The organism is Ruegeria sp. H4 (genome assembly GCF_056533065.1).
Genome location: NZ_JBQFOC010000001.1, coordinates 1,739,446 through 1,760,969, shown reverse-complemented (window position 1 = coordinate 1,760,969; position 21,524 = coordinate 1,739,446). Strand labels below are relative to the sequence as shown.

Sequence of the window (21,524 nt, the reverse complement as noted above, 5' to 3'; positions counted from 1 at the left end):
GGAATAACAGGCTAGGGTGAGATCCAGATCCCAGACGCTTGCGATCATGGAAATATCACAATCGCTGCCACTGTATCCTAATATACCAGAATCTGCGGATTCAGAGCGATTTGGGGCAAAGTTGTACCCTTAATTGCAATATTTCCACAGGACTTTCTGCAGGGTGCCACTCAACGTTTCGCCTACCCTGGAAGGCCTGCGTCCGTTTGCGCGCCACAAAAGGCGCCTATGTCTTCCACAGTTTTGACCGTCCGGCAATTAAGGGTGCAGTACTGGAATTAACGGTACGGTATGAAAATTAAAGGTACAAAACACCATTGAAATCGCGAGAAAATTTCAGACGAGAATCTGATTCATTAGGGTACAGTGACAGCTGGGCTAGGTTTGGATTGTACCTGGAGGCAGTCCTGTCCAGATGTCAATCGGCTCCACCCGACCACGAAGCGTATGTTGGCCGGCTGGGTGCAATCCCATTTTCTCTGCTCGTTCGCGCGTTCGCGGATCTGGCTCCAGAAGTGCGCTGGACAGGGCAATGGCGGCGTTTTGAGATTTGGCGAACTCCTGCAGGCGACTAGCTGTGTTGACCACGTCACCGCTCACGGCAAGTTGTTTGTGACGCTTTCCACCGATGATGCTGGTCTGAACCGGGCCCGCATGCCCACCGACCCGTATCCCGAGACCAGGCCAGTCCGGACTTGTGCCAACCGCCGCATACAGCGCCTCGATGAAGCACAGCGCGCGCATAGCATCGTCCGGACTGGGTTCTGGCAGCCCAAAGACGATCATCGCGCCATCTCCTGCAAAATGTGCGATGATCCCGTGCTGCGGCTCCACGGATTGTTCGACAAGCCCGTGGAACAGCCGCAAAAAATCGGCGGTGCCCTCGGGGCCAAGCCTCTCGGAATGTGTCGTGAAGCTAGCGACATCGACAAACAAGACAACGGCAGGTCTTGCCGAGGCTTCGAAGCGAGGGTTGGTTGCATCTGCCAACCGCTCAACAAGCAGGGGCGACTGATAGAGCGCGAGATTCGCCGCGCGTCGACGATGTTGTACAAGCCGTAGCCCGGCGCCGGCACAAGCGCCCAATAGAAGCGAAAAAACCGCCGTGACCCCATCCAGCCACCAACCGACGACGAATGCGGCTTGCAGTACAAGAGCCACAACACTGAATACCGCTGTGGTCGCGAGAACCCCAAGCCAGGGCCGGTCCATTCTTGCCGCGAAGAATCCGAGCGTAGTCGCCATTAGTGCCACTGCGATGTCCAATGACCATGACAGCGCGTTACGACGCAGAAAACGCTGCTCGATAACGTTTGCAGCCAAAGTTGCATGCAGCTCAACGCCGGGAAAGGTGGCATCGTAGGACGTCGCGTGCCGGTCTCCGAACCCGGTTGCGGTGGCCCCGACAAACACGATCTTGCCCCGCAGGTTTGCCTCCCCAAGCTTTGCGAAAGAATAGGTCGGGATCGTCCCTTCATGCCCGTAAAAGTTCAGGGGGATAGCGCCCTGCCTGTCCAGCGCGACCAAGGTGTCCCCAACTGTCAGGTGCCCGCCTGTTTCGGATGACCGCAACTGTAGGTCCAGCTTATCATCCGCCGCCTTGAGGACCGCAAGGGCGAGCGGCGGATACCATGCGTTGCCGTCTTTAGTTGCCAGATACTGCGCAGCAATAAGCCGACGTGCTGCTCCATCGGGATCATGGCGCAGGTTCACATGTCCGATCGATACCACACCGCGCAGAGTTTCAGCCGGTCCCAACGCGGGCAGCGGGTTGTCGAACTCAGGGGCAATCACAACTAAAAAATCGCCGCTCTGGAGATCTTGCAGAGATGCATCAGCGGGCGCCTCGGCTACCCCAAGTACTGCGTCTGCACCTGCCAATGCCTCAGCAAGACCTTCGTCACCCGCACGCGGATCAATCAACAGAAAGTCCAAAGCAATTGCTGCGGCATCCGCCTCTGAGGCAATCGTCACCGCCTCTGCCAAGGCTGATCGAGACGGCGGAAACGTTTCAAGCTGTGCCATGGCAGCATCGTCAAATGCAATGATTGCGACACCATCCGGGGGTGTCACCGGGCCGCGCCAAAAGAATCTGGCGTCGAGCAGTCTGCCTTCAACTCCCTGCCAAAACGTACTTCGGTCTCCTGGGTGCCAGATCGCGATCAACAGGCTCAACAGCAGCACGATCACCCCGGTAATGCGTCGTGCGCGTCGAAACCCGTCGCGTGCTACCATTCCGCCCCGAGAAGTACGTCGAATTCCTCTATGCGCGCCGATCCCCAATCCGTGACCGACCCAAGCTCGCCAGAGGAGGATACATCAATGCCTTTGCCCGGGCTTAGTTGCGCAACGATGTCATCTGCAGAAACAAACACCGTGCCTTCACGTGTGAAGATGGCGCTTGCCCTGTTTTCGACTCGCATCGCCCACTCGGTGGAACGGACCGCGGCGACAGCAGAAGGGGTTCTGACCTGGACGCCATTCCCCTCTTCCGAGGAAAAAAGGAACCCGGCGACGCCATCGATCAGACGCAGTCCAAAGGGGCGCGTTTCATGATCCAATAGACCAAGCACGTCGATCTCGCTTTCCGGGCCTATAACAACTTCAAGCCCAACATAGCAGGCAATGGTAACCCTTGCATCGGCTTCCGTGCGCAGCTTGGCATTCAACCCCAAACCCAAACCAATGACTGCAGGTTGGGCACCTGCTCCTCGGGCAGAAACGACCGCCTGCCCTTCCATACGCGTTATGACACATGTTCCTTGTGTTTGAGCGGCGACCGAACCGGGCAACCCGATCCAGGAATAAATAAGAAGGATAACAAGCAAGCTTTTTTGAATCATTGCGGCCTCGCGGCTGAAGATACTCACAAGAGTGAAGAGTATGACACGAGAGGTCAACCAAAGGCGGCCTTACGTTTCTGTCGCATGGGTGGGAAACTGCTCGTTTCAATCAACGCCCGCCCTCGTCCCCGATTCAGATTGGACACGCAAAACTCAAGAACTGGGGAATGTCTGCGTTCGCGTAGGAATTGATGAAAGAGTTTACAGCAGACTCTTTGATTTCGGGTTTAATAGAAACCACCCTACCCACTTTGTGCTCATAATTTGGCAGTAATGATCGTTACTTTTGCCGCAGCATCAAACCCTCATCATACCCGATAAGTATCCCTTATTCGGTCTAATACGAACTCCGTCAGGAGTTGAAGGCAGAATCGGCGTTTAAGCCGAAGCACCTTAGCTCCCTGCCCTGCCCCCCCTTCCCTCTCACAATAAGTTCGTGGAATGGTCTTTGATCTGTGTACACCTACAATGGCCGCTGGGCCCGTGAACAAGGCGATGGCGTTGGACTTGATTGCCTCCGGCCCTCGCGGCCTCGGCGGCATCTCAAACAAGAACAACGGCGCCAGACAACAATGTTCTCAGTCGCGCAAAGCCTGCGCAAGACACTGGCCTGCCCGTCCGGGCTCGACTTGGACCGGAGCGTAACATCCTGGCGGGAGCTTGCTGGACAAAGTAGCTCGCCTTGCAAGCGGGCACGCCCTAGTTGAAACAAACCAGCGCCTGGATCCAGTTACAGATCCAACGGGTTTGCGTAGATCTTGCAGATGGCCTTGTGATGAATGTGTTGACACTCGCTCTATACGCAAACGCTCTATACGCAAAACACCGGGCTGATAGCCCGGTGCTTGGTCTGGTCTAAGATGTCAGTTTCTTACCCGTGGGTAAGATCATCCTCTTCCTGAAGATTATCAAGCAGCACCGCAACAGCCTGTTCCAGCTTGCTGCGATCTACACGCGTGAAATCCAGATCATATTTCAGCTCTATGCGCCCGTTCGAAGCCGAGCATCGGGCGACCCCTGCCCTTCCCGACACTTGAAACGTCGTTTTCGCGCGGCGCGTTTTTCCTGAACTGCTGGGTGCCGGTTTCTTTTCGGCTCCTGTCTGAACCTCTATAAACGACCGCAAGATCGCCATCTCGCGCGCGCTGTCCCGCTCCGGTTCGCTCATCACGGCGGTGCTCACCTGACGTACCAAACCAGGATCAGCATCGAGCTTGCGTTTCAGCGTGACCCCCAGATTACGCGGGATGTCATTTGGGTGCATCAGCACCTTGTCCAACATCATCAACAAACTGGCAAACGCGCGGATATAACTGCGCTTTGTGTAACTGGCAGATTTGAACAGGATTGCCACCGCCTTATCTACATCTGCACAATCATTTGCCGGATCTTCTGCGTAGGCGCGCGCCAGGGTAGCCATTTCCGCAAATGAGATATCCTTGCGGATGAGGTTTTCATCCACCATGCGCCGGTAGCTGTCGTTGATATCCGCGGCGTCAGATATGCCTGCCGGAATCTCGGAATAAATCTCATCGCCGGTTTCCTCATACAAGGCGCGATAAGCAGACAAGCGCCGCATGCCCTGAATCAGATCAAATCGACCATCCGAGCGACGTTCCAACCGAATTGGGTTCGACAGGCCAATGTCGCGGATCGAATCCTTCAATTCATCCAACTCGTCATCCGGACCAGCCTTCCGATCGCGTGTCAGCTTTTCGGTGACGACATTCGAAAGCGCCACACGCTCGGTCACCAAACCTTCAGACCGTAGCCGCACCAGTTCATGCGCCAATCGGTCATTTTCGGCGCGGATCGTATCTTCGGTTGATTGCTGGTCGCGCAGGGCATCTGCGTTCTCTGAGATCGCTGCAGCCATCGGACCGCGCCTTTTCTCCAGCACCTTGTCTGGAACTTTACCGACGGGGATGTCCTCCATTGCCGGCATATCGATGTCAAACATTCTGCGTTTACGGCTCATGCGTCATCCTCCAGCTTATCCCAGGCCGTCAGCATGACATCCCGGAATTCCTCATAGACGTTATCAAAGGTCGATCGTGCGCGCCGCCAGGTCTCGCGCGTCATCTCTCGGTAATCCATCTCGTAGACGGAACTTAGGAAACGGCCCGATTGCTCTACGGCACGGGTCATTTCCACCGGGTGCTGCGCAACGTTGTCGCCGAAGACTTTGCGGAACGCTTCGAACATCGCAAGGTGCAGAGCGTTGCCCGGCTCGTATCGCGTCAGCAGGAAACGAAGTTCGCAGAAGGTTTTGGGAAGACCGATCTTACCCGTGGGTAAGGTCTTGTCGAACCCATAGGCCAAATCCTCGAGCGCTTCGGCCAGCTGACCAATGAAAGAGGTGGTCGAGTCGTATTCCCAATATCCTGGCCCGGAGGGGATATAGAGCATGTCCGCCGCAAAGACCGCATTCATGGACTGATAGCCAATCGCGGGCGGGCAATCGAAGAGGATCAGATCATAGGCATCGTCGGGGATCTGATCCAGGTAGCGCGATACCGCTGCAAAAAACGACCATTCGGGATTTAGGTGTCGGTACTGGGCCGACGCAAACTCAACAAAAGCAGCGTTCGCACAGGACGGAATCACATCGATCGTCGACCAGGAGGTCTGCCGAATAAAGTCAGCGACCCGCAGATCACCCAGGCCCATACCGGTGATCGACGGTGGCAGCTCGCGGCGGGGCAGGGCGGTGCCGGATTCGGCAGCGGCAGGGCGGTTGTTCATCCGCTCTGTTTCTCGGATAAGATCGCGCGCCATGATACCCCAAACGGTGAAATCTTCGGCCACGTCCGTCAGGCCCATCGAATGGCTCAGGGTCGCCTGCGGGTCGAAATCCACTACTAGTACACGATAGCCATCCAGCGCAGCCGCGTGCGCCAGATGTAAAGCAACGGTCGACTTCCCGGCACCCCCTTTGAAATTGGCAACAGCCGCGCGCATGGCGCGTTTGCCGGCGGGGCGGGGCGGCATCAGGGATTTGCGGTTCACCTTGAGCCTGCGGCGCAGCTCGTTCACCTCTTCGAGGCTGAACCAGCGCTGTCGGCCATCTGGCTCGACCTCACCACCCGGCAGCGAAGGATCAGCGGCAAGCTTACCGCGGAAGGTCGACTGGTTGATCCGAAAGATCAGCTCGGACACTTCCCAACTAGAGAAGCGGCGGAGCGTCTTCTCCATCTCGGGGCTGAAGGTCTGCTGCCGTATCCAGCCCTGCAGTTTCAGCGATTGATTGCGCAATGCGTTTAGATCTTCGTGCGTATACATGCCTCAGCTCTCGTTCCTTCGGACGCTATTTGTTATCTTTTTTCTATTTACGCCCGATTTGCACTTTACGCAAAAGAAAATATCATGAAGATGAAACTTACCCGTGGGTAAGAAAACAAGGGCCAGCGCAACGCTGAGCGATTCGGAGACAAGGGTACTGAAATCCGCGGTAGCGCATCGCTGCTCCGCCCACATTTAGGGGGCCACCAATAGGCGACCAACCCCATTTAGGGGGACAGAATGGCCAAATAGGGGGTCATCCTGTGTGTCCCCCATCACCATTACTTCACCAAATTTCTTTTATTGAATTGATCTGAACCCAAGCCCAAACTGGCCTGAAATGAGACTCTGCTTGACAGAATCGAAGCTTTGGACGCTAATCACTGCAAGATGATGAAAAGCGTTGGCAAACAGCGTGACACGGCGGTAAGAACCGCATGAGGCAGACCAGAGCGGTGAGAACGAGGATGCAGCTTGCAAAACCGGTCGGGCGAAATGCACCGGCCCTCAAGTACGATATTCTATCGGCGCTGACAGTGCATGCGCTGTCGGGCGACAAGCATCGTCAGCGCAGTATTCTACGCATCTTAGCCCTGATCACCACGCGGTATAACTGGCGCAGCAATGAGCTTTCGATTGGACGAGAAGAAATCTCGCGGCTGTGGTCGGTGAATGAACGCACGGTGAAACGAGAAATGGCTAAATTTCGTGCGATGGGCTGGGTTGTGGTCAAACGACCGGCTGCCCGAGGGCGCGTGGCGGTATACGAGCTGGATCTAAAGCAGCTGATGTTGGATACCTCAGAGGTCTGGCCTGTGATTGGCACGGATTTCCAGGCGCGTATGACCAATGAACCCGAAGCGGTTACAAATATTGTGCCATTCAAGGTCAAAGCGGCGTTCCCTGACGGGGCCGAAGATGATGTCTGGACGCAAGTACAGGCCATTTTGCATGGCCGGGACCCTGAGCTTTGGGCAAGTTGGTTCCAACATCTAAGCGAGGCCGACAGGGCAGGGGGCGTGGCCACGTTGATCGCCCCCTCGCGCTTTATGGCTGATTACATTGCCCAGAAATGGAGCGCACGGTTGCTGGCAGCTTACAGCCGGGTTGATCCGGACATACGCAGGCTGCGCTTTGAAACATCGGAATAGTCCGGAGATGCTCGGGGAATGGGCCCTCGATCAAGCTCTATTGTGTAGTCTTGATCGAAGGCAGAGATGCGGTAGTCTCCCGCCGCATCGATTTGCTTAGACGTGATCGTCTTTCACCAGCTCGCCCCGGCCATGTCCTGCCAGACCGCCTGAGACTTCTTCGGTTGCCTCATCGGCCAGTGTTTCGGGCAAGATAAGGTTCAAAACAATTGCAATCAGCGCGGCCGGCAAGATCCCCGAGGCCCCCAGGATGCGCAGCGTATCCGGTAAATGCTGCAGCGCATTGGCTGAGCCCGGTGCGACGTTCATGACTTCAAGCTGAAGACCCAGACCTATGGACAGGGACACCGCAAAGATAACCATATTCCGGCGGTTCCAGACCACGTCTGACAGCATGGAGACACCTGCCGCGACAACCATACCGAACATGACGATCACGCCACCGCCCAGAACCTCAATCGGGACGGTACGGATCAGGCCGCCGACCTTGGGGACAAGCCCGCAAATGATCAGGAAAATAGCGCCAATGGTGACGACATGGCGGCTCATTACGCCCGTCATCGCGATCAGGCCCACGTTTTGGCTGAACGAAGTATTCGGAAAGCCTCCAAAGATACCGGCAAGCGCTGTGCCGAAACCGTCAGCATAGGTTGCGCCCTGAATCTCTTTGTCGGTGGCTTCGCGCCCGGCACCACCCTTGGTGATGCCTGAGACGTCGCCAACGGTCTCGATCGCCGATACAAAGGCCATGAGGCAGAAGCCGATCACAGCGGCCAAAGAGAACTCGAACCCGTATTTGAAAGGCTGCGGCAAGGCGAAGGCGGCAGAGCGTTCCCACGAGCCAGAAATCGCATCGAGTGGCAGTTTTCCAACCAGGATGCAATAGACGTAACCCACTAGAATACCAATCAAAACCGCCGAGATCGACAGCATCCCGCGAGCAAAGAACTTCAGCCCTAGCGTGACAATGATCACGATCAGGGCAGGGGCCCAGCTGGACAAAGAGCCATAGCTTTCCGCGCCCGACGCCTTGGCCGGAACACCACCAGCTGCGTATTCGATACCAACTTTGACCAGCGCCAGACCGATCATGGTAACGACGAGGCCGGTCACCAGCGGCGGCAAAGCAAAGCGTATCCGGCCGATTACCGTGCCCAGAAGCGCATGGAACAGGCCGCCAATGAGTACGCCGCCAAACAAAGCGGCCAGCCCATCCACGCCTTTCCCGGCGACCAACGGGATCATGATGGGAATAAATGCAAACGACGTGCCCTGAACGATGGGCAACGCGGCCCCGACAGGCCCGAGAGTGACGGTTTGCAATAGCGTGGCCACACCCGCAAACAACATCGACATCTGAATCAGATACAGCAGTTCGGGAAAATCAGGGCTGTTCGAACCAAAGCCAAACCCGGCTGCGCCCGCAACGATGATGGCCGGGGTCACGTTTGATACGAACATGGCCAGCACGTGCTGAATACCCAAGGGTACCGCGCGATAGATGGCAGGAAAGTAATTCGGGTCTCGAAGTTGTTCCGGTGTCCCGATTGGTGACGTCGTCATGAGGTTCCTCCTGTAGGACCAATGGAGTCGTCTCTGAGCGGGTGCCGGTTCTGTTTATTCGTGTGTTTGATCTGCAGCCGTTCAAAGTAAGCTATTGATAGTCCACCACGGTGGTGGCGATTATCAAAAATACCCGAAAGGTTCTGCGCGCCCCTTGCAATCTGGGGTGCAAGGGCGCTCTGGCTAAAAACGGAGCAGATCTGGTTGTTGCTGCGGGTTTTGGCAGCGGCAACCGGACGGTCAGGTCACCACATCCGGAGAGGTTCTGCCGCAAATCTCCTGCAATCTGGTGATGGCGGCGATAGCGTCGGCAACCTCACTCAGGGCGCTTTGCGGATCAGCACCCAGGTCGCCGTCCTTTGGCGTGAAACTTTCCAGATAGACCCGGATTGTGGCGTTGTCCGTTCCTGTGCCAGAGAGGCGGATCACACCGCGGCTGCCGTTTTCAAAGACGATGCGAATGCCCTGATTGTGGCTCATCGATCCATCGACCGGATCGTGATAGGAGAACTGATCTGCGGTCTTGACCACGAGCTCTCCCATACCGCTGCCGGGGAGGGTTGGTAGCCGTGCGATAAGCTCTGACATCATCTGATCGGCCTTGGCACTGTCCACGGTCTCGTAGTCATGGCGCGAGTAATAGTTGCGCCCATAGGTTTGCCAGTGGTCTTCCATTATCTGCCGGACGGAAACCCGACGTTTTGCGAGAATATTCAGCCACAGGAGTACTGCCCATAATCCGTCTTTTTCGCGCACGTGATCTGATCCGGTCCCTGCACTCTCTTCTCCGCACAAGGTGATCCGACCGGCGTCGAGCAGGTTGCCAAAGAACTTCCAGCCCGTTGGGGTTTCATAGCAGTCAAGGCCCAGATGGCTGGCCACGCGGTCTACAGCGGTGCTTGTGGGCATGGATCGGGCCACGCCGGACAACCCCTTTGCATAGGCCGGAGCGAGGTGCGCATTGGCGGCTAGTACCGCCAGACTGTCCGATGGGGTAACGTAGATGCCTTTGCCCAGGATCATGTTGCGGTCGCCATCGCCGTCGGAGGCTGCGGCAAAATCCGGGCCATCAGGGGACATGACCAGATCGACCAGAGGCTTGGCCCAGATCGGGTTGGGGTCGGGATGACCTTTGCCAAAATCAACCGAGGGAATTGCGTTCAGCACCGAACCTGTTGGCGCGCCCAATTCCTGTTCAAGGATCGCAGTTGCATAAGGTCCCGTCACCGCATGCATCGCGTCAAAGCGTAAGGAGAAGCCCTCGGACAGAAGCGATCTGATCGCGTCAAAATCAAACAGCTCGCGCATCAGCTCTGCATAATCGGCGACCGGGTCGACGATTTCGACCTGCATCCCCTCAAGCACAGATGTGCCAATCTGGCTAAGGTCGACATCGTCTTTTGTCAGCGTGTGATACTGGGTGATGGTCTGCGACTGCGCATAGAATTTTTCGGTCAGACTTTCCGAGGCCGGGCCGCCATTGCTGCCGTTGAACTTCAGACCGAAATCCGCGTCGATGCCACCGGGATTGTGACTGGCCGAAAGGATGAAGCCTCCTTCGGCCTTTCGCTTTCGGATCAGGTTCGACACGGCCGGTGTCGACAGAAGACCATTCTGGCCGACGATAACACGGGCGATGCCGTTGGCCGCTGACATGCGCAGGATGATCTGGATGGCCTCGGCATTGAAGAACCGACCGTCGCCGCCAATGATCAGCGTTTTGCCCGCGCCACCGTCAATGGCGTTAAAGATCGACTGGACAAAACACTCCAGATAGCCCGGTTCCATAAACACCCGCGTCTTTTTGCGCAGTCCCGAGGTTCCGGGCTTTTGGCCCGCAAAGGCGGTGCAGGGCTGTGTCACGATCGGCATATTTCAAATTCCTTGTTCTGAACAATGACGCAGGTGGTGCGCGCCGGGTCCCAAAATGTGCAAGCCCCACACGGGTCAGGTATCGGGCTTTGATGGAGAAGTGATAGGGCAGGGGGGCTGTAGGTCACAAGCCTGTTGGTTAAAGTTGGGCCATCTGTCTTGATGCGTCTCACCAGGGCCATGCTTCGCCGAGCGTGGCCTGCGTTGCATGACTTGTCGTTGCCAACCATCGTCTTTGCCTAGGTAAGGATGAATCCCTGCACGCGGATGTAGTCGCCGAAGGTCTCGCGTTCCGCGTGGCTGTATTGCCGCGTCCTGTCGTCAATCCAGGCCCAAAGTTTGCGACACATCATCGGTTTATTTTTACCGTGCCGTCGACAAGCACGGCAAAACTCTTGAATTCATGCTGTCGGAGCGCCGAAATAAATCGGCTGCTACAAGATTTTTAGCTCGGACACTGGAGGTCAACGGTCTGCCGCAAAATAGATCGTTGTCGACATAAGCGGAGCCAGCACTGCTGGCACTAAGGCGATCAACAAAATGCTGAAAGGCGTTGGCTGCCTGATCCCGATTGAGATGTTGAGGCGCAAATATCTGAACAACATCGTCGAACAAGACTATCGTTTCATCAAAAGACGAACGCGCCCGATGCTCGGTTTCAAGAGCTTTGCCTGGGCTGCAGCAACACTTACTGGCATCGAGGTGTTACATGAGCCGAAAGGGCCAATTCGGCCCGGACTCTGCCCGTATAAGCAATTAGCTGAACTGTGAGCCTAGCTTCGTCGCGTTCGCCAAGACAGTCCGGCTAGCTCATGACTTTGCAACAAGGCCGGTGCGCAAACCCCGTCTAGAGGCCCAAAATACTTCGTGCCTGGTCGGCTGTCGCAACCGGGCGATTGTACTGGTCACAGATTTCAGCTGTCCGGGTCACTAGAGCCGCGTTTGATGGTGCAAGCGTATTGCGATCCAGTCGCACGTTGTCTTCCAAACCCGTACGCGCATGGCCACCTGACAAAATTGCCCAATGGTTAAGAACCTCCTGCTGCGCACCAATGCCTGCGGCGCACCAGGGCGCACCGGGAAACAGTCGATCAATAGTCTTCACGTAGAAATCGAATACGTCCCGATCCGCAGGCATTGCGTTTTTCACACCCATGACAAATTGCACATAAGGCGTTTCTTTGATTTGACCCTTCTTGTGCATCTCGGCCGCCTTCAGGATATGGCTCAGATCGAAGGCTTCGATCTCTGGCTTGACGTCATATGTTGCCATCTCAGCCGCGAGCCAGTCGACAAGATCGGGTGGATTTTCGTAGACGCGCGTGGGGAAGTTGTTCGACCCTACCGACAACGAAGCCATATCCGGTCGCAACGGCAACATGCCGCCGCGCGTCTTACCCGCCCCCGATCGCCCTCCCGTCGAAAACTGGATGATCATGCCAGGGCAGTGTTTCTCGAGCCCCTCTTTCAACCTTGCGAACTTTTCCGGGTCGCTCGAAGGCGTTTCATCATCGTTTCGAACATGGGCATGGCAGATGGACGCGCCCGCCTCAAAAGCAGCCTGTGTACTTTCGACTTGTTCTTCGACTGTTATGGGCACAGCCGGATTGTTGGCCTTGGTTGGCAAGGACCCGGTTATTGCAACGCAGATGATGCAGGGGTCGGACATTTCAGGTCTCTTTCGGTGCGAGGACAAAGTCGAATTCGACATCCCAATAGGGACCTTCAAAGCCAACTTCCGCAGATCGCGCCGGATCATCAACCCGGTTGAATTCGGCGATCAGGCTTTCTTTGACGCCAAATACAGCATCCGAGTTGATGTACTGATCATCGGGATCAAAGATATGCGTGGTCAGGTCGTCGTAGCCGTCTTTCGAGACAATGTAGTGTAGGTGCGCCGGTCGGTACGGGTGTCGACCAAGACGCTTCAACAGATCGCCAACCGGCCCGTCATCCGGGATTGGATAGTTCTTTGGCCGCACCGCACGGAACCAATACATCCCGTCAGCACCGGTCGTGAAGACGCCGCGCAGGTTAAAATCAGGCTGAATGCCTTTCTGTTGTACATCGTAAAACCCGTCATCATTGGCTTGCCAGACATCAATCTTGACGCCTTCCAACGGGTTGCCGTCCACATCGGTGACACGACCCCGCACCACCATGTCCTCGCCCTTTTGGTCGAGACAAATATTGTGTCCCATCTCGTATTCCGGGGCACCTCCCACATGGAAAGGTCCCAGAACAGTGTTCTCAGAAGCCCCGGTGGGGCGGCGTGAGTTCACGGCATCCACCAGCATCGACACGCCCAGAACATCGGACAGAAGAATGTACTCCTGCCGCCAGTCATCGCACATGTGCCCAACCTTGGTCAGGAACATGATCGCCTCGAACCATTCCTGTTGCGTCGGTTCAATCTCCTTCACGGCCTCATGGAGCTTTCGCGTGATGACCTCCATCACCTGCTTAAGCCGTTCGCTTTCTGCGTTTTTGTTGCGTGCAGTGACAACCTCGGCCGAGTTTTCCTCGGTGAAGTATCCCATCTCATGCGAGTCCATTTTGGCCTCCTGACTTGTGTAAGTTTGCTCCAGATTGGCTCATCGCGAAAGGACTGTGGTCAGCGCGCGACGCAGTTCGGCTTCGGCATCCGCAGCCATATCGGCTGAGCGCCACGCCACATGTTGATCGGGACGGACCAACAAACAGCCCGTATCCGAAATCTCCGACGCGCGCGCCCAATCCCCGTTGTGGTCAACATAAGTCTGGCGCGGACCGATGACGTGACAGCGAATGGGCATGCCCAGTTCGCGAGAAACGGTCTCGGCCGCCGTCAACCAAGCCTCGCCACCAATTCCGGTCAGCAAGGTGAATTCTCCGCGACCGCACAAATCCAGAGTGGAATGTTTGTTCCCAGTATCATGATCAAACACCCAAACATGTGGGATGCGCGCGCCGGGCCAAGTCGTGGGCTGGTAATGCAGCTCAGCATCCTGATCAAAACTGGGATTGGGTTGACCATCCGGTTCAATCGCACAGGAGTCGTAGCGTTGGTTCATTTCAACGCCATGCGCATCGAACTCATATTTCTTGAAGGCAATCGCCTCGCGAATGGCCTGCCTTTGTGCCGCAGCTTCAGGCGTTGATCCCGAGCGTGCCTCAAGGTTGCTTTGCATGACCTCTGGGTCGACACCTTCTGCCATTCCGAGAGATTCAAAGATAGGACCGAATTCACCGATGGATTGATTGGCTCGTGTGACGATCTGCTTTGCTACCGGCGCGCGCTCTTCGCTATAGCTGTCCAGCAGGTTCTCTCCGGCGTGGCCTTTCAGGACTGCCGCCAGTTTCCAAGCGAGGTTAAAGCTATCCTGAATCGAGGTGTTCGAACCCAGCCCGTTTGACGGAGGGTGTCGGTGCGCTGCGTCGCCCATGATGAACACGCGGTCCTTTTGCATATGGGTCGCGTACATATTGTTGACGGTCCAGGTGTTGGCGCTGATCAATTCGATCTCAAGTTCGGGGTCGCCAACAAGTTGGCGCGCCACCTGCGTGGCCATGGCCTCGTCAACTTCGGGGGCGGGTTGGTTTATGTCATAGCCCCAGACAATGAGCCATTCGTTCCAAGGGCGGACCATGCGGACTAGACCCATGCCAATGCCACCGACATTCGCACCCGGTTGCATCACCCAATAGAGGACCGATGGCCGATGCGCCACGTACTTGCTGAGATCGGCCCGGAACAGGATGTTCATGGACCCGCCGACGCCCATCTGACCTTCGAATGGCAGACCGGCATGTTCGGCAACTAGTGAATTGCCCCCATCCGCACCGACCAGGTATTTTGAACGGATCGTGATTTCTTCGCCCGACAAGCGATCCAAACACGTCGTCGTCACACCATCTGCGTCTTGCTCATGTCGCAAGTATTCGGTGCTCATACGTGCTTGAGTCCCACGGCGACAAGCGGTGCCGAACAGGATCGGCTCCATGAATGTCTGCGGAAGGTCGTTCATCATGGTCGGGCTGGACAGCAGGTGCTCGGCTTTGGATAGAGGATGATTGCCCCAGCTTTTCATGCGCCCGATTTCCTCACCGGCCAGGCTTTCGCAGAACACGTTCTCGCCCATCAGATCCTGATGCGCGGCGTGCATGTAGGCTTCGGCCTCGACCTCGTGACCAAGGTCGCGCAAAACCTCCATCGTGCGTTGGTTGGTGATGTGTGCCCGTGGCGTATTGGCCAGCCAGCGATAGCGGTTGATGACCATGTTCTCGACGCCGTAGCTCGACAGCAAAGCCGCCGTTGCAGACCCCGCCGGGCCGGTCCCGATGATCAGGACATCCGTTGTGATGGTGGCCATAAGCTCTCTCCCTTGTTCTTTGATTGTTAGGACCGCGGATCCCAGAGGCGACCGTCATATTCGGCCTCATAGGCTTTGCCGTCCGGGTAGCTGACCAGTTCAAGCTGCATGCCCCAGGGGGCGAGGAAATAGACCCAGGTTTCCCCAGCGCTTGGGCCTTCGGTCATGGTTGTCGGGTTGCCCAGGACCTTAATGCCCTTGTCCTGCAAATAGCTGACGGCACCGTCCATATCGGTGGTATAGAACGCGATGTGATGCCCGCCGATATCCGAGTTACGCGGCAGCTTCGTATCCTGATCCGGCGCGGTGTATTCGAAGATTTCAAAATTGGCGCCGTTGCCACAGCGGACCAGTCGCATCGTCGGGATCTCGGCCTTGGCGTCCACGTTTAGATGGTCCGCCATCCAGGTGCTGTCACCGCCCGAGAACGGGCCCAACGGGTAAAACACATTGCAGCCGATAACGTCCTGAAAGAAGGTGACAGCCTCATCGACACTCGGGACTGTAAATCCCACATGGTCTGTACCCGTCATTCCCGGCAGGGAGTTGCCAGCGAATGCTCCAGTTCCTAATGCTGCGACGGCGGTCGTAAATGCGAGTGCTCTCATGGTTCAATCCTCCTTGTTCGACTGCGCGCCAATCACCAGACGACGGCGCACGGGGAATATTTGAAGCCCGGTTTTTTCAGAGATCAGCCCCCAGATGCCGCGCGGTGCGAAGAGCATGACGGCGATCCCGATCAGCCCAAGCACCATGAGGTACCAGGAGCCGTAGTCGGCCAGCAGGCTTTGCAAGATGAAGAAGATCAGCACGCCCAGGATTGGGCCTTCGATGGTACCGATGCCCCCGATCACCACAATGAAGATCACATAAGCCGTCCAGTCGGTGACCGAGAATGCGGCATCGGGTGAAATCCGAAGCTTTTGAACGTAAATCAGAGCGCCGGTCAGCCCGGTCCCGGCGGCTGAGACGAGGTAGACCAACCACTTCATCCGCACCGCATCGACGCCGATGGATTTCGCTGCTTCGACATTGTCCCGTACCGCAGCCAGTGCCAGCCCACGCTTTGTTCTGAGCAGCCAGTAGATGCCTGCAACCGTTGCGATCACCAGCGCCAAGGCCAGCCAGTAGGTCAGGATATCGCGTGCCGCCGCACCGCGAACATCAAACGTGGTTTGGATCCACTCGGTCGCCCACATCTCGCGCGTTGCTGTGCGCGGCAAAGAGGTGCCGGTGCCGCCGCCGAGCACTTTCCATTGGGCTACCAGCAGGCGCATGACCTCGGCGATGACCCATGTTCCGATGGCGAAGTAAGCTCCTTGCAGCCGGAAGGCGAAGAAAGCCGTGGGTATGGCGACAATCAGGGCTGCAACGCCGCCCAGCAGGATCGCCGGAACCGGGTCCATACCCCAAAGGATGACACCGCCGAACATGGCGTAGGCGCCCATGCCCACGAAGGCTTGCTGGCCGACGGACACAAGGCCACCATACCCCGCCAGCAAGTTCCAGAATTGCGCCAGCACCAGCATGGTGAAGATGAAGAACAGGTCTTGAATCAACCCCCTGCTGGCAAATGTCGGCAGCAGGATGAACAGGATAATCAGAGCGATATAGACGGCTCCGGCACTATAGGACGCGCGGGTCTGCGTTTGGACGCGGTAAATCGAAGTATCTGTCATCAGTCCACCGCCCTTGGAAACAGGCCTCTGGGTTTGATCAGAAGCACGATGAGAAACGCCAGGTGACCGGCCAGGATTTGCCATTCGGGGTTGATTGCTGCGCCGACAGTCTGAGCGACGCCGATGATGACGCCTCCGATCAGAGTGCCCCACAGACTGCCGAGGCCACCAATGATCACAGCCTCAAAAGCGTAGATCAGGCGCGCTGGGCCGATGTTCGGGTCAAAATTCGCCCGCATTCCCAGATAGAGCGCCGCCAAGGTCACGACCAGCATTGCGATCGCGGTCGCAGTGGCGAAGATACGTTCTGGCCGGATACCCATCAGACCCGCTGTCACCGCATCATCCGAGGTCGCGCGGAACGCCCGGCCCAGCTCCGTGCGGTAGAAAAGCTGATTCAGACCGACGATGACAAGGATTGCTGAGGCAAAGGTCAGCAACGGCAGAACGCCGAGGTTCAGCCCGCCCATTTGAACGGACGCAGTTGCGATTTCGCCCGCAGGCAAACGTTGGCTATCGGCTGAGAACCCTTCGAGCAGAGCGTTTTGCAAGACGACCGACAGACCGAATGTCACAAGCAAAGGCGGCAGTATATCTGGACCGAGTACGCGGTTCAGCACATGTCTCTGCAAAGCCCAACCCACGCCGAACATGATCGGTGCGGCAATGATTGCAGCCAGAAACGGTGAAAGCCCAAGCAGCGAGACCAGCAGAAGGATCAGATAGGCGGCAAAGACGATGAGATCGCCATGGGCCAGATTGACCAAACGCATGATCCCGAACACAAGGCTAAGTCCTGCGGCGAACAGCGCGTAGAGCCCGCCCAAAAGAACGCCCTGAATGATGGTGTCGATCCAGATCATGCGGCGGCTCCTCCGAAATAGGCGTCGTGAATGGCCTCGCGGCTGAGCGTGTCTGCGGTGCCTTCCAGCGTGACGCGGCCTTCCATCATGCAGTAGACGCGGTCTGCGACTTTCATCGCTTGACCAATGTCCTGCTCCACCACGATCAGGCTGGCTCCTGCCTCCTGAATGCGGGGGACGGCATCGTAGATGTCTTTGATGACCACTGGCGCGAGACCAAGGCTGATCTCGTCACAGAGCAGAACACGGGGGTTGCTCATCAGCGCACGACCGATTGCAACCATCTGCTGTTGTCCGCCAGACAGGGCCGTGCCCGGGTGGTTGCGGCGCTCTTTCAGGATCGGGAACAGGTCGTAGATTGTTTGCAATGACCAATGGCCAGATACCTTGCGGCCATAGGTTCCGATCAGCAAGTTTTCCTCGACGCTTAGGGAAGGAAACAGTCGACGCCCCTCTGGCACCATGGCCACTCCGCGCGCCATAATTTCGTCGGCGGCCAGGCTTCCTATAGGTTGCCCATCAAAGCGCACTTGGTCGGACCCGTTGGTCAGAACGCCCGAGATTGAGCGCATGAGGGTCGATTTCCCGGCTCCGTTTGCCCCGATGATGGCAACCGTTTCGCCTTCCTCTAGCCGAATATCCACGCCGAACAGGGCTTGGAAATCGCCATAGTGGGCGGTCAGTGAATGGGTCTCTAACAGGCTCATCAGACTTCGATCCCCAGGTAGATTTCTTTGACTTCCCGGCTGTTCATGATCTCATCCGGATCACCGAGGCCGATGACCTTGCCGAAATCCAGAACCAGCAGCCGTTCGACGACCGAGGTGAGCGCATGCAGGACGTGTTCGATCCAGATGATCGTGACGCCGCTGCTATGCAGCCCTTTGATCGTGTCAATCAGCGCGGTGCATTCCGCGTCGGTCAGGCCTCCGGCGATCTCGTCCAGCAGCAACAGCTTTGGATTGGTTGCCATAGCGCGGGCCAACTCCAACCGCTTGCGTTGCAACAGCCGCAAACCACCGGCCGTGTCATTGGCCACGTCCAGCAATTCCGTTTGCTCAAGAATGCGGGCGCAGTCCTGTTCGACCTCATGTTCCGATTTGCTCTGCCCATGGGTCGCGGCCACAAGCAGGTTTTCGAACACCGTCAGATGATCAAACGGCTGAGGGATCTGGAACGAGCGCCCAATACCCGACAAGCAGCGCTGCATGGGCGGCACGCGCGTCACGTCAGCCCCGTCGAAATGGATCGACCCCGCGTCAGAGGTCAGATTGCCTGTTATCAGATTGAACAGCGTCGACTTGCCCGCCCCATTTGGACCAATGATTCCAAGGGCCTGCCCTTGCGCGACATCAAAACTGACATCGTCAGTGACGGTGAGCGCGCCGAAGCTTTTCGAGACGTTTTTGAGAGAAAGAATGGTCATACCGGTGTTCCTGCCCCGGACCGGGTCCGGGACGCTGGTTTCATTGCGATCAGGAGATTTCTTCCATCACACCTGCGGTCGGGATTTCGGGTGCTGAAGAGTTGTCGACGATCACGAGGTCATAGCTGCCATTGTCGAGCAGCCGCCACTGCCCTCCGACCAAGGGTGTTTTCGCAACGTTCTGCGCGGCGAAGGGTGGCAGGCCTGCTCCATCAAAGGCGATCCGGCCAACGATCGAGTCCAGCTGCGTCGCTGCGATAGCCTCGGCTACGGCATCGCCATCACCTGCGTCATCAACACGTCCCATGACGTTGGCGGCCATTTCAAACAGCGCGTGCACAAAGCCGATGGGCTGGGTCCATTGGCGGCTGGTGGCGGCCATGTAACCCTGAGCCAGTTCCGCTGAGCTCGCACCGGTGAGCGACGATGAGAACGGATGCGTCGGTGACCACCACACTTCGGAACTCAGGTTGTTGCCTGCGTTGCCCAAAGCTTCGACGGCCTGCGGGAATAGGATGGCTTTGCCGATGCTCGCCGCCTTAGGGGTGAAGCCTTGCTGCTTGGCTTGGCTCCAGAAGGTGGTGAAGTCAGGCGGGATCGGAACGCCGGTTACAATTTCGACATTTGCCTGGCGGAACGCATTGATCTGGGCCGAGAAATCGTCGGTCAGGTTCTGGTACCGTCCGGGATCTGTCAGGCTATATCCCAACTTGGATAGAACCGGCGGGAAACCTACATTCGGATCGCCCCAGGCATTGCCATCACCGTCATTCGGGAACAGAGCACCGACCTGCTTGTTGGTCTCCAACTGGCCCCACATCGCCGTGAAGACCGAGATCACATCCTCAAGGCCCCAGAAGAAGTGATAGGCGTAGTAGAACGGTTCCCAACTTGCTGGATCGCCGGGGTTGCCCTGCTGGCCGATGAACCACGGCTGCCATGGCGCAACAGTGGAAATACACGGTATTTCCTCCGCCTCACAGGTGGAGGCAACGGGGTTGGTCGTTTCTGGCGTCGAAGCGACCAGCATCAGGTCGATCTCATCGTCCACAATCAGCTCGCCCGCCACGTCTGCTGCACGGTTCGGGTTAGACTGGCTGTCTTTGACGATGACTTCAAAATTCGCACCGGCGTCGGACGCGGCGAAATTGTCGAGAATAAACTTGTCGGCCTCAGAGAACGCGGCCAGAGGACCTGATTGCGGGCTGACATAGCCCAGCTTGATCTTGGCGCCCTGAGCGATAGCGGGCGCAGCGAGCGTGCCGGCGGCTAGGCCGAGGCCGGTTGCAGCGCTGGATTGCAGCAATTTGCGTCGTGTGATCATGTGTCCCTCCCTTGACACGGTGAAGTCAAACGCTTGGGGCGTTGCCCGCCCACGCGTTTTGAAGAAGCGCCCGCAGCCCATCAGCAGTGACCGGTTGCGGGTTCCAATACGGGTTTCTAAGTGCGATTTCGGTGGCACGATCCAGATCGGTCTCCGAGAGGCCAAAGTCTCTAAGAGCCATTGGGGCGCCCATGTTTTTGGCAAAATCCCAAAGGGCTTGCCCGGGTCCAGAACCGCCGAGAACATCTGACACCGGGGCCAGCAGCTCCGGTACACCCGCCGCGTTGTAGGCAATGGCATGGGGCAGAACGACTGCGTGGGTTTCCGCGTGCGGCAGATTGAAGGATCCACCCAGCGTATGGCAGAGCTTGTGGTGCAGGGCCATTCCGACCAGACCAAGTACCGTGCCGCAGGCCCAAGCACCGCGCTGTGTTTCTTCTCTGGCTTTCAGATCGTCGGGGTTTGCCACAACGGTCGGCAGGCCTTCTGCAAACGCCTTCAGGCCGTCGATCGCCAATTCCGTGGTCTGATCCGTGCGATCCTTGGCATAAAGCGCCTCAGTTGCATGAGCCATTGCGTTCAAGGCGCTTGTTACGGTCATTGCAGGCGGCAATGACGCCACAAGTTCGGGATCGTACAGAATGACCTGCGGCAGAACCTTCGGGTCTGTCAGGGTAGTTTTGATGCCATCCTCAGTCTGGCCCAGGATCGGAGTAGCCTCGCTGCCGGCATATGTTGTCGGGATGGCGATTTGTGGCAAACCGGTCCGAAGGGCAATCGCCTTGCCTAAGCCAATCGTCGAACCTCCACCGATAGAAACAATGCTATCGGCATGGACTGACAAAGCGTGTTCAACCGCTTCTTCGGTCACGCCGACCGGAGTGTGCATTGTTGCCCGAGTGAACACGCCTGCAGCACGATCCCCAACGGTTGTCGCAAGCTCCATTGCCATATCGACTTGCTGAGGCGTCGATAGGATCAGCGCCTTATTCGATCCCAGCTCCGCCAACTCCGCGCAGATGTCGTTGCGCAAACCTGCGCCGAACCGGACTTTCTGACCATTGATGCTGGTGGTTCTAAGAGCCATTGGGCGCGTTCCTGACAAGCGATGGATTGCGGGTCTGGATGAAACGCTAGCAGGCAAAGACAGCCCTCTTGATCGAATTATC

At 57.1% G+C, this 21,524-nt stretch carries 17 protein-coding genes and 1 pseudogene; 2 read left to right on the top strand and 16 right to left on the bottom strand.

Features of this window, described 5'->3' with window-relative positions; translation table 11 throughout:
* Positions 1 to 378: 378 nt before the first annotated feature.
* The 4 genes from ACR0KG_RS08805 to ACR0KG_RS08790 form a co-directional block, all read right to left on the bottom strand.
* Positions 379 to 2,235 (bottom strand): CHASE2 domain-containing protein, encoded by a 1,857-nt coding sequence (locus ACR0KG_RS08805; protein ID WP_480827044.1) that lies wholly within the window; start codon positions 2,233 to 2,235, stop codon positions 379 to 381.
* Entirely contained in the window at positions 2,229 to 2,843 is a 615-nt protein-coding gene (locus tag ACR0KG_RS08800; protein WP_480827043.1) for a FecR domain-containing protein, read from the bottom strand. Before ACR0KG_RS08800 ends, ACR0KG_RS08805 begins: the two co-directional genes overlap by 7 nt.
* Before the next feature lie 871 nt (positions 2,844 to 3,714).
* On the bottom strand, positions 3,715 to 4,821 hold the full coding sequence (locus tag ACR0KG_RS08795; RefSeq protein WP_480827042.1) for a ParB/RepB/Spo0J family partition protein: 1,107 nt from the start codon (positions 4,819 to 4,821) through the stop codon (positions 3,715 to 3,717).
* Positions 4,818 to 6,125 carry an AAA family ATPase gene (locus tag ACR0KG_RS08790; RefSeq protein ID WP_480501703.1) on the bottom strand — a complete coding sequence of 436 codons (1,308 nt, stop codon included), beginning with the start codon at positions 6,123 to 6,125 and terminating at the stop codon, positions 4,818 to 4,820. The genes ACR0KG_RS08795 and ACR0KG_RS08790 overlap by 4 nt, the downstream gene beginning before the upstream one ends.
* A gap of 467 nt (positions 6,126 to 6,592) precedes the next feature.
* On the opposite strand from ACR0KG_RS08790, the gene ACR0KG_RS08785 reads away from it, so the two are divergent.
* Entirely contained in the window at positions 6,593 to 7,276 is a 684-nt protein-coding gene (locus ACR0KG_RS08785; protein ID WP_480548163.1) for a DnaA N-terminal domain-containing protein, read from the top strand.
* A 96-nt stretch (positions 7,277 to 7,372) separates the two neighbouring features.
* On the opposite strand, the gene ACR0KG_RS08780 is transcribed toward ACR0KG_RS08785, so the two are convergent.
* Positions 7,373 to 8,839 carry a uracil-xanthine permease family protein gene (locus tag ACR0KG_RS08780; protein ID WP_480548165.1) on the bottom strand — a complete coding sequence of 489 codons (1,467 nt, stop codon included), beginning with the start codon at positions 8,837 to 8,839 and terminating at the stop codon, positions 7,373 to 7,375.
* A gap of 240 nt (positions 8,840 to 9,079) precedes the next feature.
* Positions 9,080 to 10,711 (bottom strand): alpha-D-glucose phosphate-specific phosphoglucomutase, encoded by a 1,632-nt coding sequence (locus tag ACR0KG_RS08775; RefSeq protein ID WP_480548167.1) that lies wholly within the window; start codon positions 10,709 to 10,711, stop codon positions 9,080 to 9,082.
* 355 nt (positions 10,712 to 11,066) lie between these two features.
* Here ACR0KG_RS08775 and ACR0KG_RS08770 point away from each other — a divergent pair.
* Positions 11,067 to 11,482, top strand: a pseudogene (locus tag ACR0KG_RS08770) (DDE-type integrase/transposase/recombinase); the annotation flags it as partial.
* Between the two features lie 76 nt (positions 11,483 to 11,558).
* Here the strand turns inward: ACR0KG_RS08770 and ACR0KG_RS08765 are convergent.
* Genes ACR0KG_RS08765 through ACR0KG_RS08720 form a run of 10 tightly spaced genes read right to left on the bottom strand, consistent with a single transcriptional unit; the run spans position 11,559 to position 21,442 of the window.
* Positions 11,559 to 12,380 (bottom strand): 3-oxoadipate:acetyl-CoA acetyltransferase, encoded by an 822-nt coding sequence (locus tag ACR0KG_RS08765; RefSeq protein ID WP_480827041.1) that lies wholly within the window; start codon positions 12,378 to 12,380, stop codon positions 11,559 to 11,561.
* Position 12,381: 1 nt separating this feature from the next.
* Positions 12,382 to 13,266, bottom strand: a complete 885-nt coding sequence (locus ACR0KG_RS08760; protein ID WP_480827040.1) for an intradiol ring-cleavage dioxygenase — start codon at positions 13,264 to 13,266, stop codon at positions 12,382 to 12,384.
* 39 nt (positions 13,267 to 13,305) lie between these two features.
* On the bottom strand, positions 13,306 to 15,063 hold the full coding sequence (locus ACR0KG_RS08755) for an FAD-dependent oxidoreductase (RefSeq protein WP_480827039.1): 1,758 nt from the start codon (positions 15,061 to 15,063) through the stop codon (positions 13,306 to 13,308).
* 26 nt (positions 15,064 to 15,089) lie between these two features.
* Positions 15,090 to 15,671, bottom strand: coding sequence for a VOC family protein (locus tag ACR0KG_RS08750; protein WP_480543871.1), 582 nt, complete (start codon positions 15,669 to 15,671; stop codon positions 15,090 to 15,092).
* Between the two features lie 3 nt (positions 15,672 to 15,674).
* Positions 15,675 to 16,742: a branched-chain amino acid ABC transporter permease gene (locus ACR0KG_RS08745; protein WP_480827038.1), complete on the bottom strand. Its 1,068-nt coding sequence runs from the start codon at positions 16,740 to 16,742 to the stop codon at positions 15,675 to 15,677.
* The gene (locus ACR0KG_RS08740) at positions 16,742 to 17,605 is read right to left on the bottom strand and encodes a branched-chain amino acid ABC transporter permease (RefSeq protein ID WP_480827037.1); all 864 of its coding nucleotides are present in this window, start codon (positions 17,603 to 17,605) and stop codon (positions 16,742 to 16,744) included. Before ACR0KG_RS08740 ends, ACR0KG_RS08745 begins: the two co-directional genes overlap by 1 nt.
* Positions 17,602 to 18,312 (bottom strand): ABC transporter ATP-binding protein, encoded by a 711-nt coding sequence (locus tag ACR0KG_RS08735; RefSeq protein ID WP_480548179.1) that lies wholly within the window; start codon positions 18,310 to 18,312, stop codon positions 17,602 to 17,604. The genes ACR0KG_RS08740 and ACR0KG_RS08735 overlap by 4 nt, the downstream gene beginning before the upstream one ends.
* Complete coding sequence (locus ACR0KG_RS08730; RefSeq protein WP_480548181.1) at positions 18,312 to 19,031, bottom strand: ABC transporter ATP-binding protein; 720 nt, start codon at positions 19,029 to 19,031, stop codon at positions 18,312 to 18,314. The genes ACR0KG_RS08735 and ACR0KG_RS08730 overlap by 1 nt, the downstream gene beginning before the upstream one ends.
* Before the next feature lie 49 nt (positions 19,032 to 19,080).
* Entirely contained in the window at positions 19,081 to 20,355 is a 1,275-nt protein-coding gene (locus ACR0KG_RS08725) for an ABC transporter substrate-binding protein (protein ID WP_480543866.1), read from the bottom strand.
* 25 nt (positions 20,356 to 20,380) lie between these two features.
* Entirely contained in the window at positions 20,381 to 21,442 is a 1,062-nt protein-coding gene (locus ACR0KG_RS08720; RefSeq protein WP_480548183.1) for a maleylacetate reductase, read from the bottom strand.
* Positions 21,443 to 21,524 lie beyond the last annotated feature (82 nt).

What these genes read in the sequence shown, in the direction of transcription:
- ACR0KG_RS08805 (WP_480827044.1), bottom strand. Translation starts at nt 2,235, where the DNA reads ATGGTAGCACGCGACGGGTTTCGACGCGCACGACGCATTACCGGGGTG.
- ACR0KG_RS08800 (WP_480827043.1), bottom strand. Translation starts at nt 2,843, where the DNA reads ATGATTCAAAAAAGCTTGCTTGTTATCCTTCTTATTTATTCCTGGATC.
- ACR0KG_RS08795 (WP_480827042.1), bottom strand. Translation starts at nt 4,821, where the DNA reads ATGAGCCGTAAACGCAGAATGTTTGACATCGATATGCCGGCAATGGAG.
- ACR0KG_RS08790 (WP_480501703.1), bottom strand. Translation starts at nt 6,125, where the DNA reads ATGTATACGCACGAAGATCTAAACGCATTGCGCAATCAATCGCTGAAA.
- ACR0KG_RS08785 (WP_480548163.1), top strand. Translation starts at nt 6,593, where the DNA reads ATGCAGCTTGCAAAACCGGTCGGGCGAAATGCACCGGCCCTCAAGTAC.
- ACR0KG_RS08780 (WP_480548165.1), bottom strand. Translation starts at nt 8,839, where the DNA reads ATGACGACGTCACCAATCGGGACACCGGAACAACTTCGAGACCCGAAT.
- ACR0KG_RS08775 (WP_480548167.1), bottom strand. Translation starts at nt 10,711, where the DNA reads ATGCCGATCGTGACACAGCCCTGCACCGCCTTTGCGGGCCAAAAGCCC.
- ACR0KG_RS08765 (WP_480827041.1), bottom strand. Translation starts at nt 12,380, where the DNA reads ATGTCCGACCCCTGCATCATCTGCGTTGCAATAACCGGGTCCTTGCCA.
- ACR0KG_RS08760 (WP_480827040.1), bottom strand. Translation starts at nt 13,266, where the DNA reads ATGGACTCGCATGAGATGGGATACTTCACCGAGGAAAACTCGGCCGAG.
- ACR0KG_RS08755 (WP_480827039.1), bottom strand. Translation starts at nt 15,063, where the DNA reads ATGGCCACCATCACAACGGATGTCCTGATCATCGGGACCGGCCCGGCG.
- ACR0KG_RS08750 (WP_480543871.1), bottom strand. Translation starts at nt 15,671, where the DNA reads ATGAGAGCACTCGCATTTACGACCGCCGTCGCAGCATTAGGAACTGGA.
- ACR0KG_RS08745 (WP_480827038.1), bottom strand. Translation starts at nt 16,742, where the DNA reads ATGACAGATACTTCGATTTACCGCGTCCAAACGCAGACCCGCGCGTCC.
- ACR0KG_RS08740 (WP_480827037.1), bottom strand. Translation starts at nt 17,605, where the DNA reads ATGATCTGGATCGACACCATCATTCAGGGCGTTCTTTTGGGCGGGCTC.
- ACR0KG_RS08735 (WP_480548179.1), bottom strand. Translation starts at nt 18,312, where the DNA reads ATGAGCCTGTTAGAGACCCATTCACTGACCGCCCACTATGGCGATTTC.
- ACR0KG_RS08730 (WP_480548181.1), bottom strand. Translation starts at nt 19,031, where the DNA reads ATGACCATTCTTTCTCTCAAAAACGTCTCGAAAAGCTTCGGCGCGCTC.
- ACR0KG_RS08725 (WP_480543866.1), bottom strand. Translation starts at nt 20,355, where the DNA reads ATGATCACACGACGCAAATTGCTGCAATCCAGCGCTGCAACCGGCCTC.
- ACR0KG_RS08720 (WP_480548183.1), bottom strand. Translation starts at nt 21,442, where the DNA reads ATGGCTCTTAGAACCACCAGCATCAATGGTCAGAAAGTCCGGTTCGGC.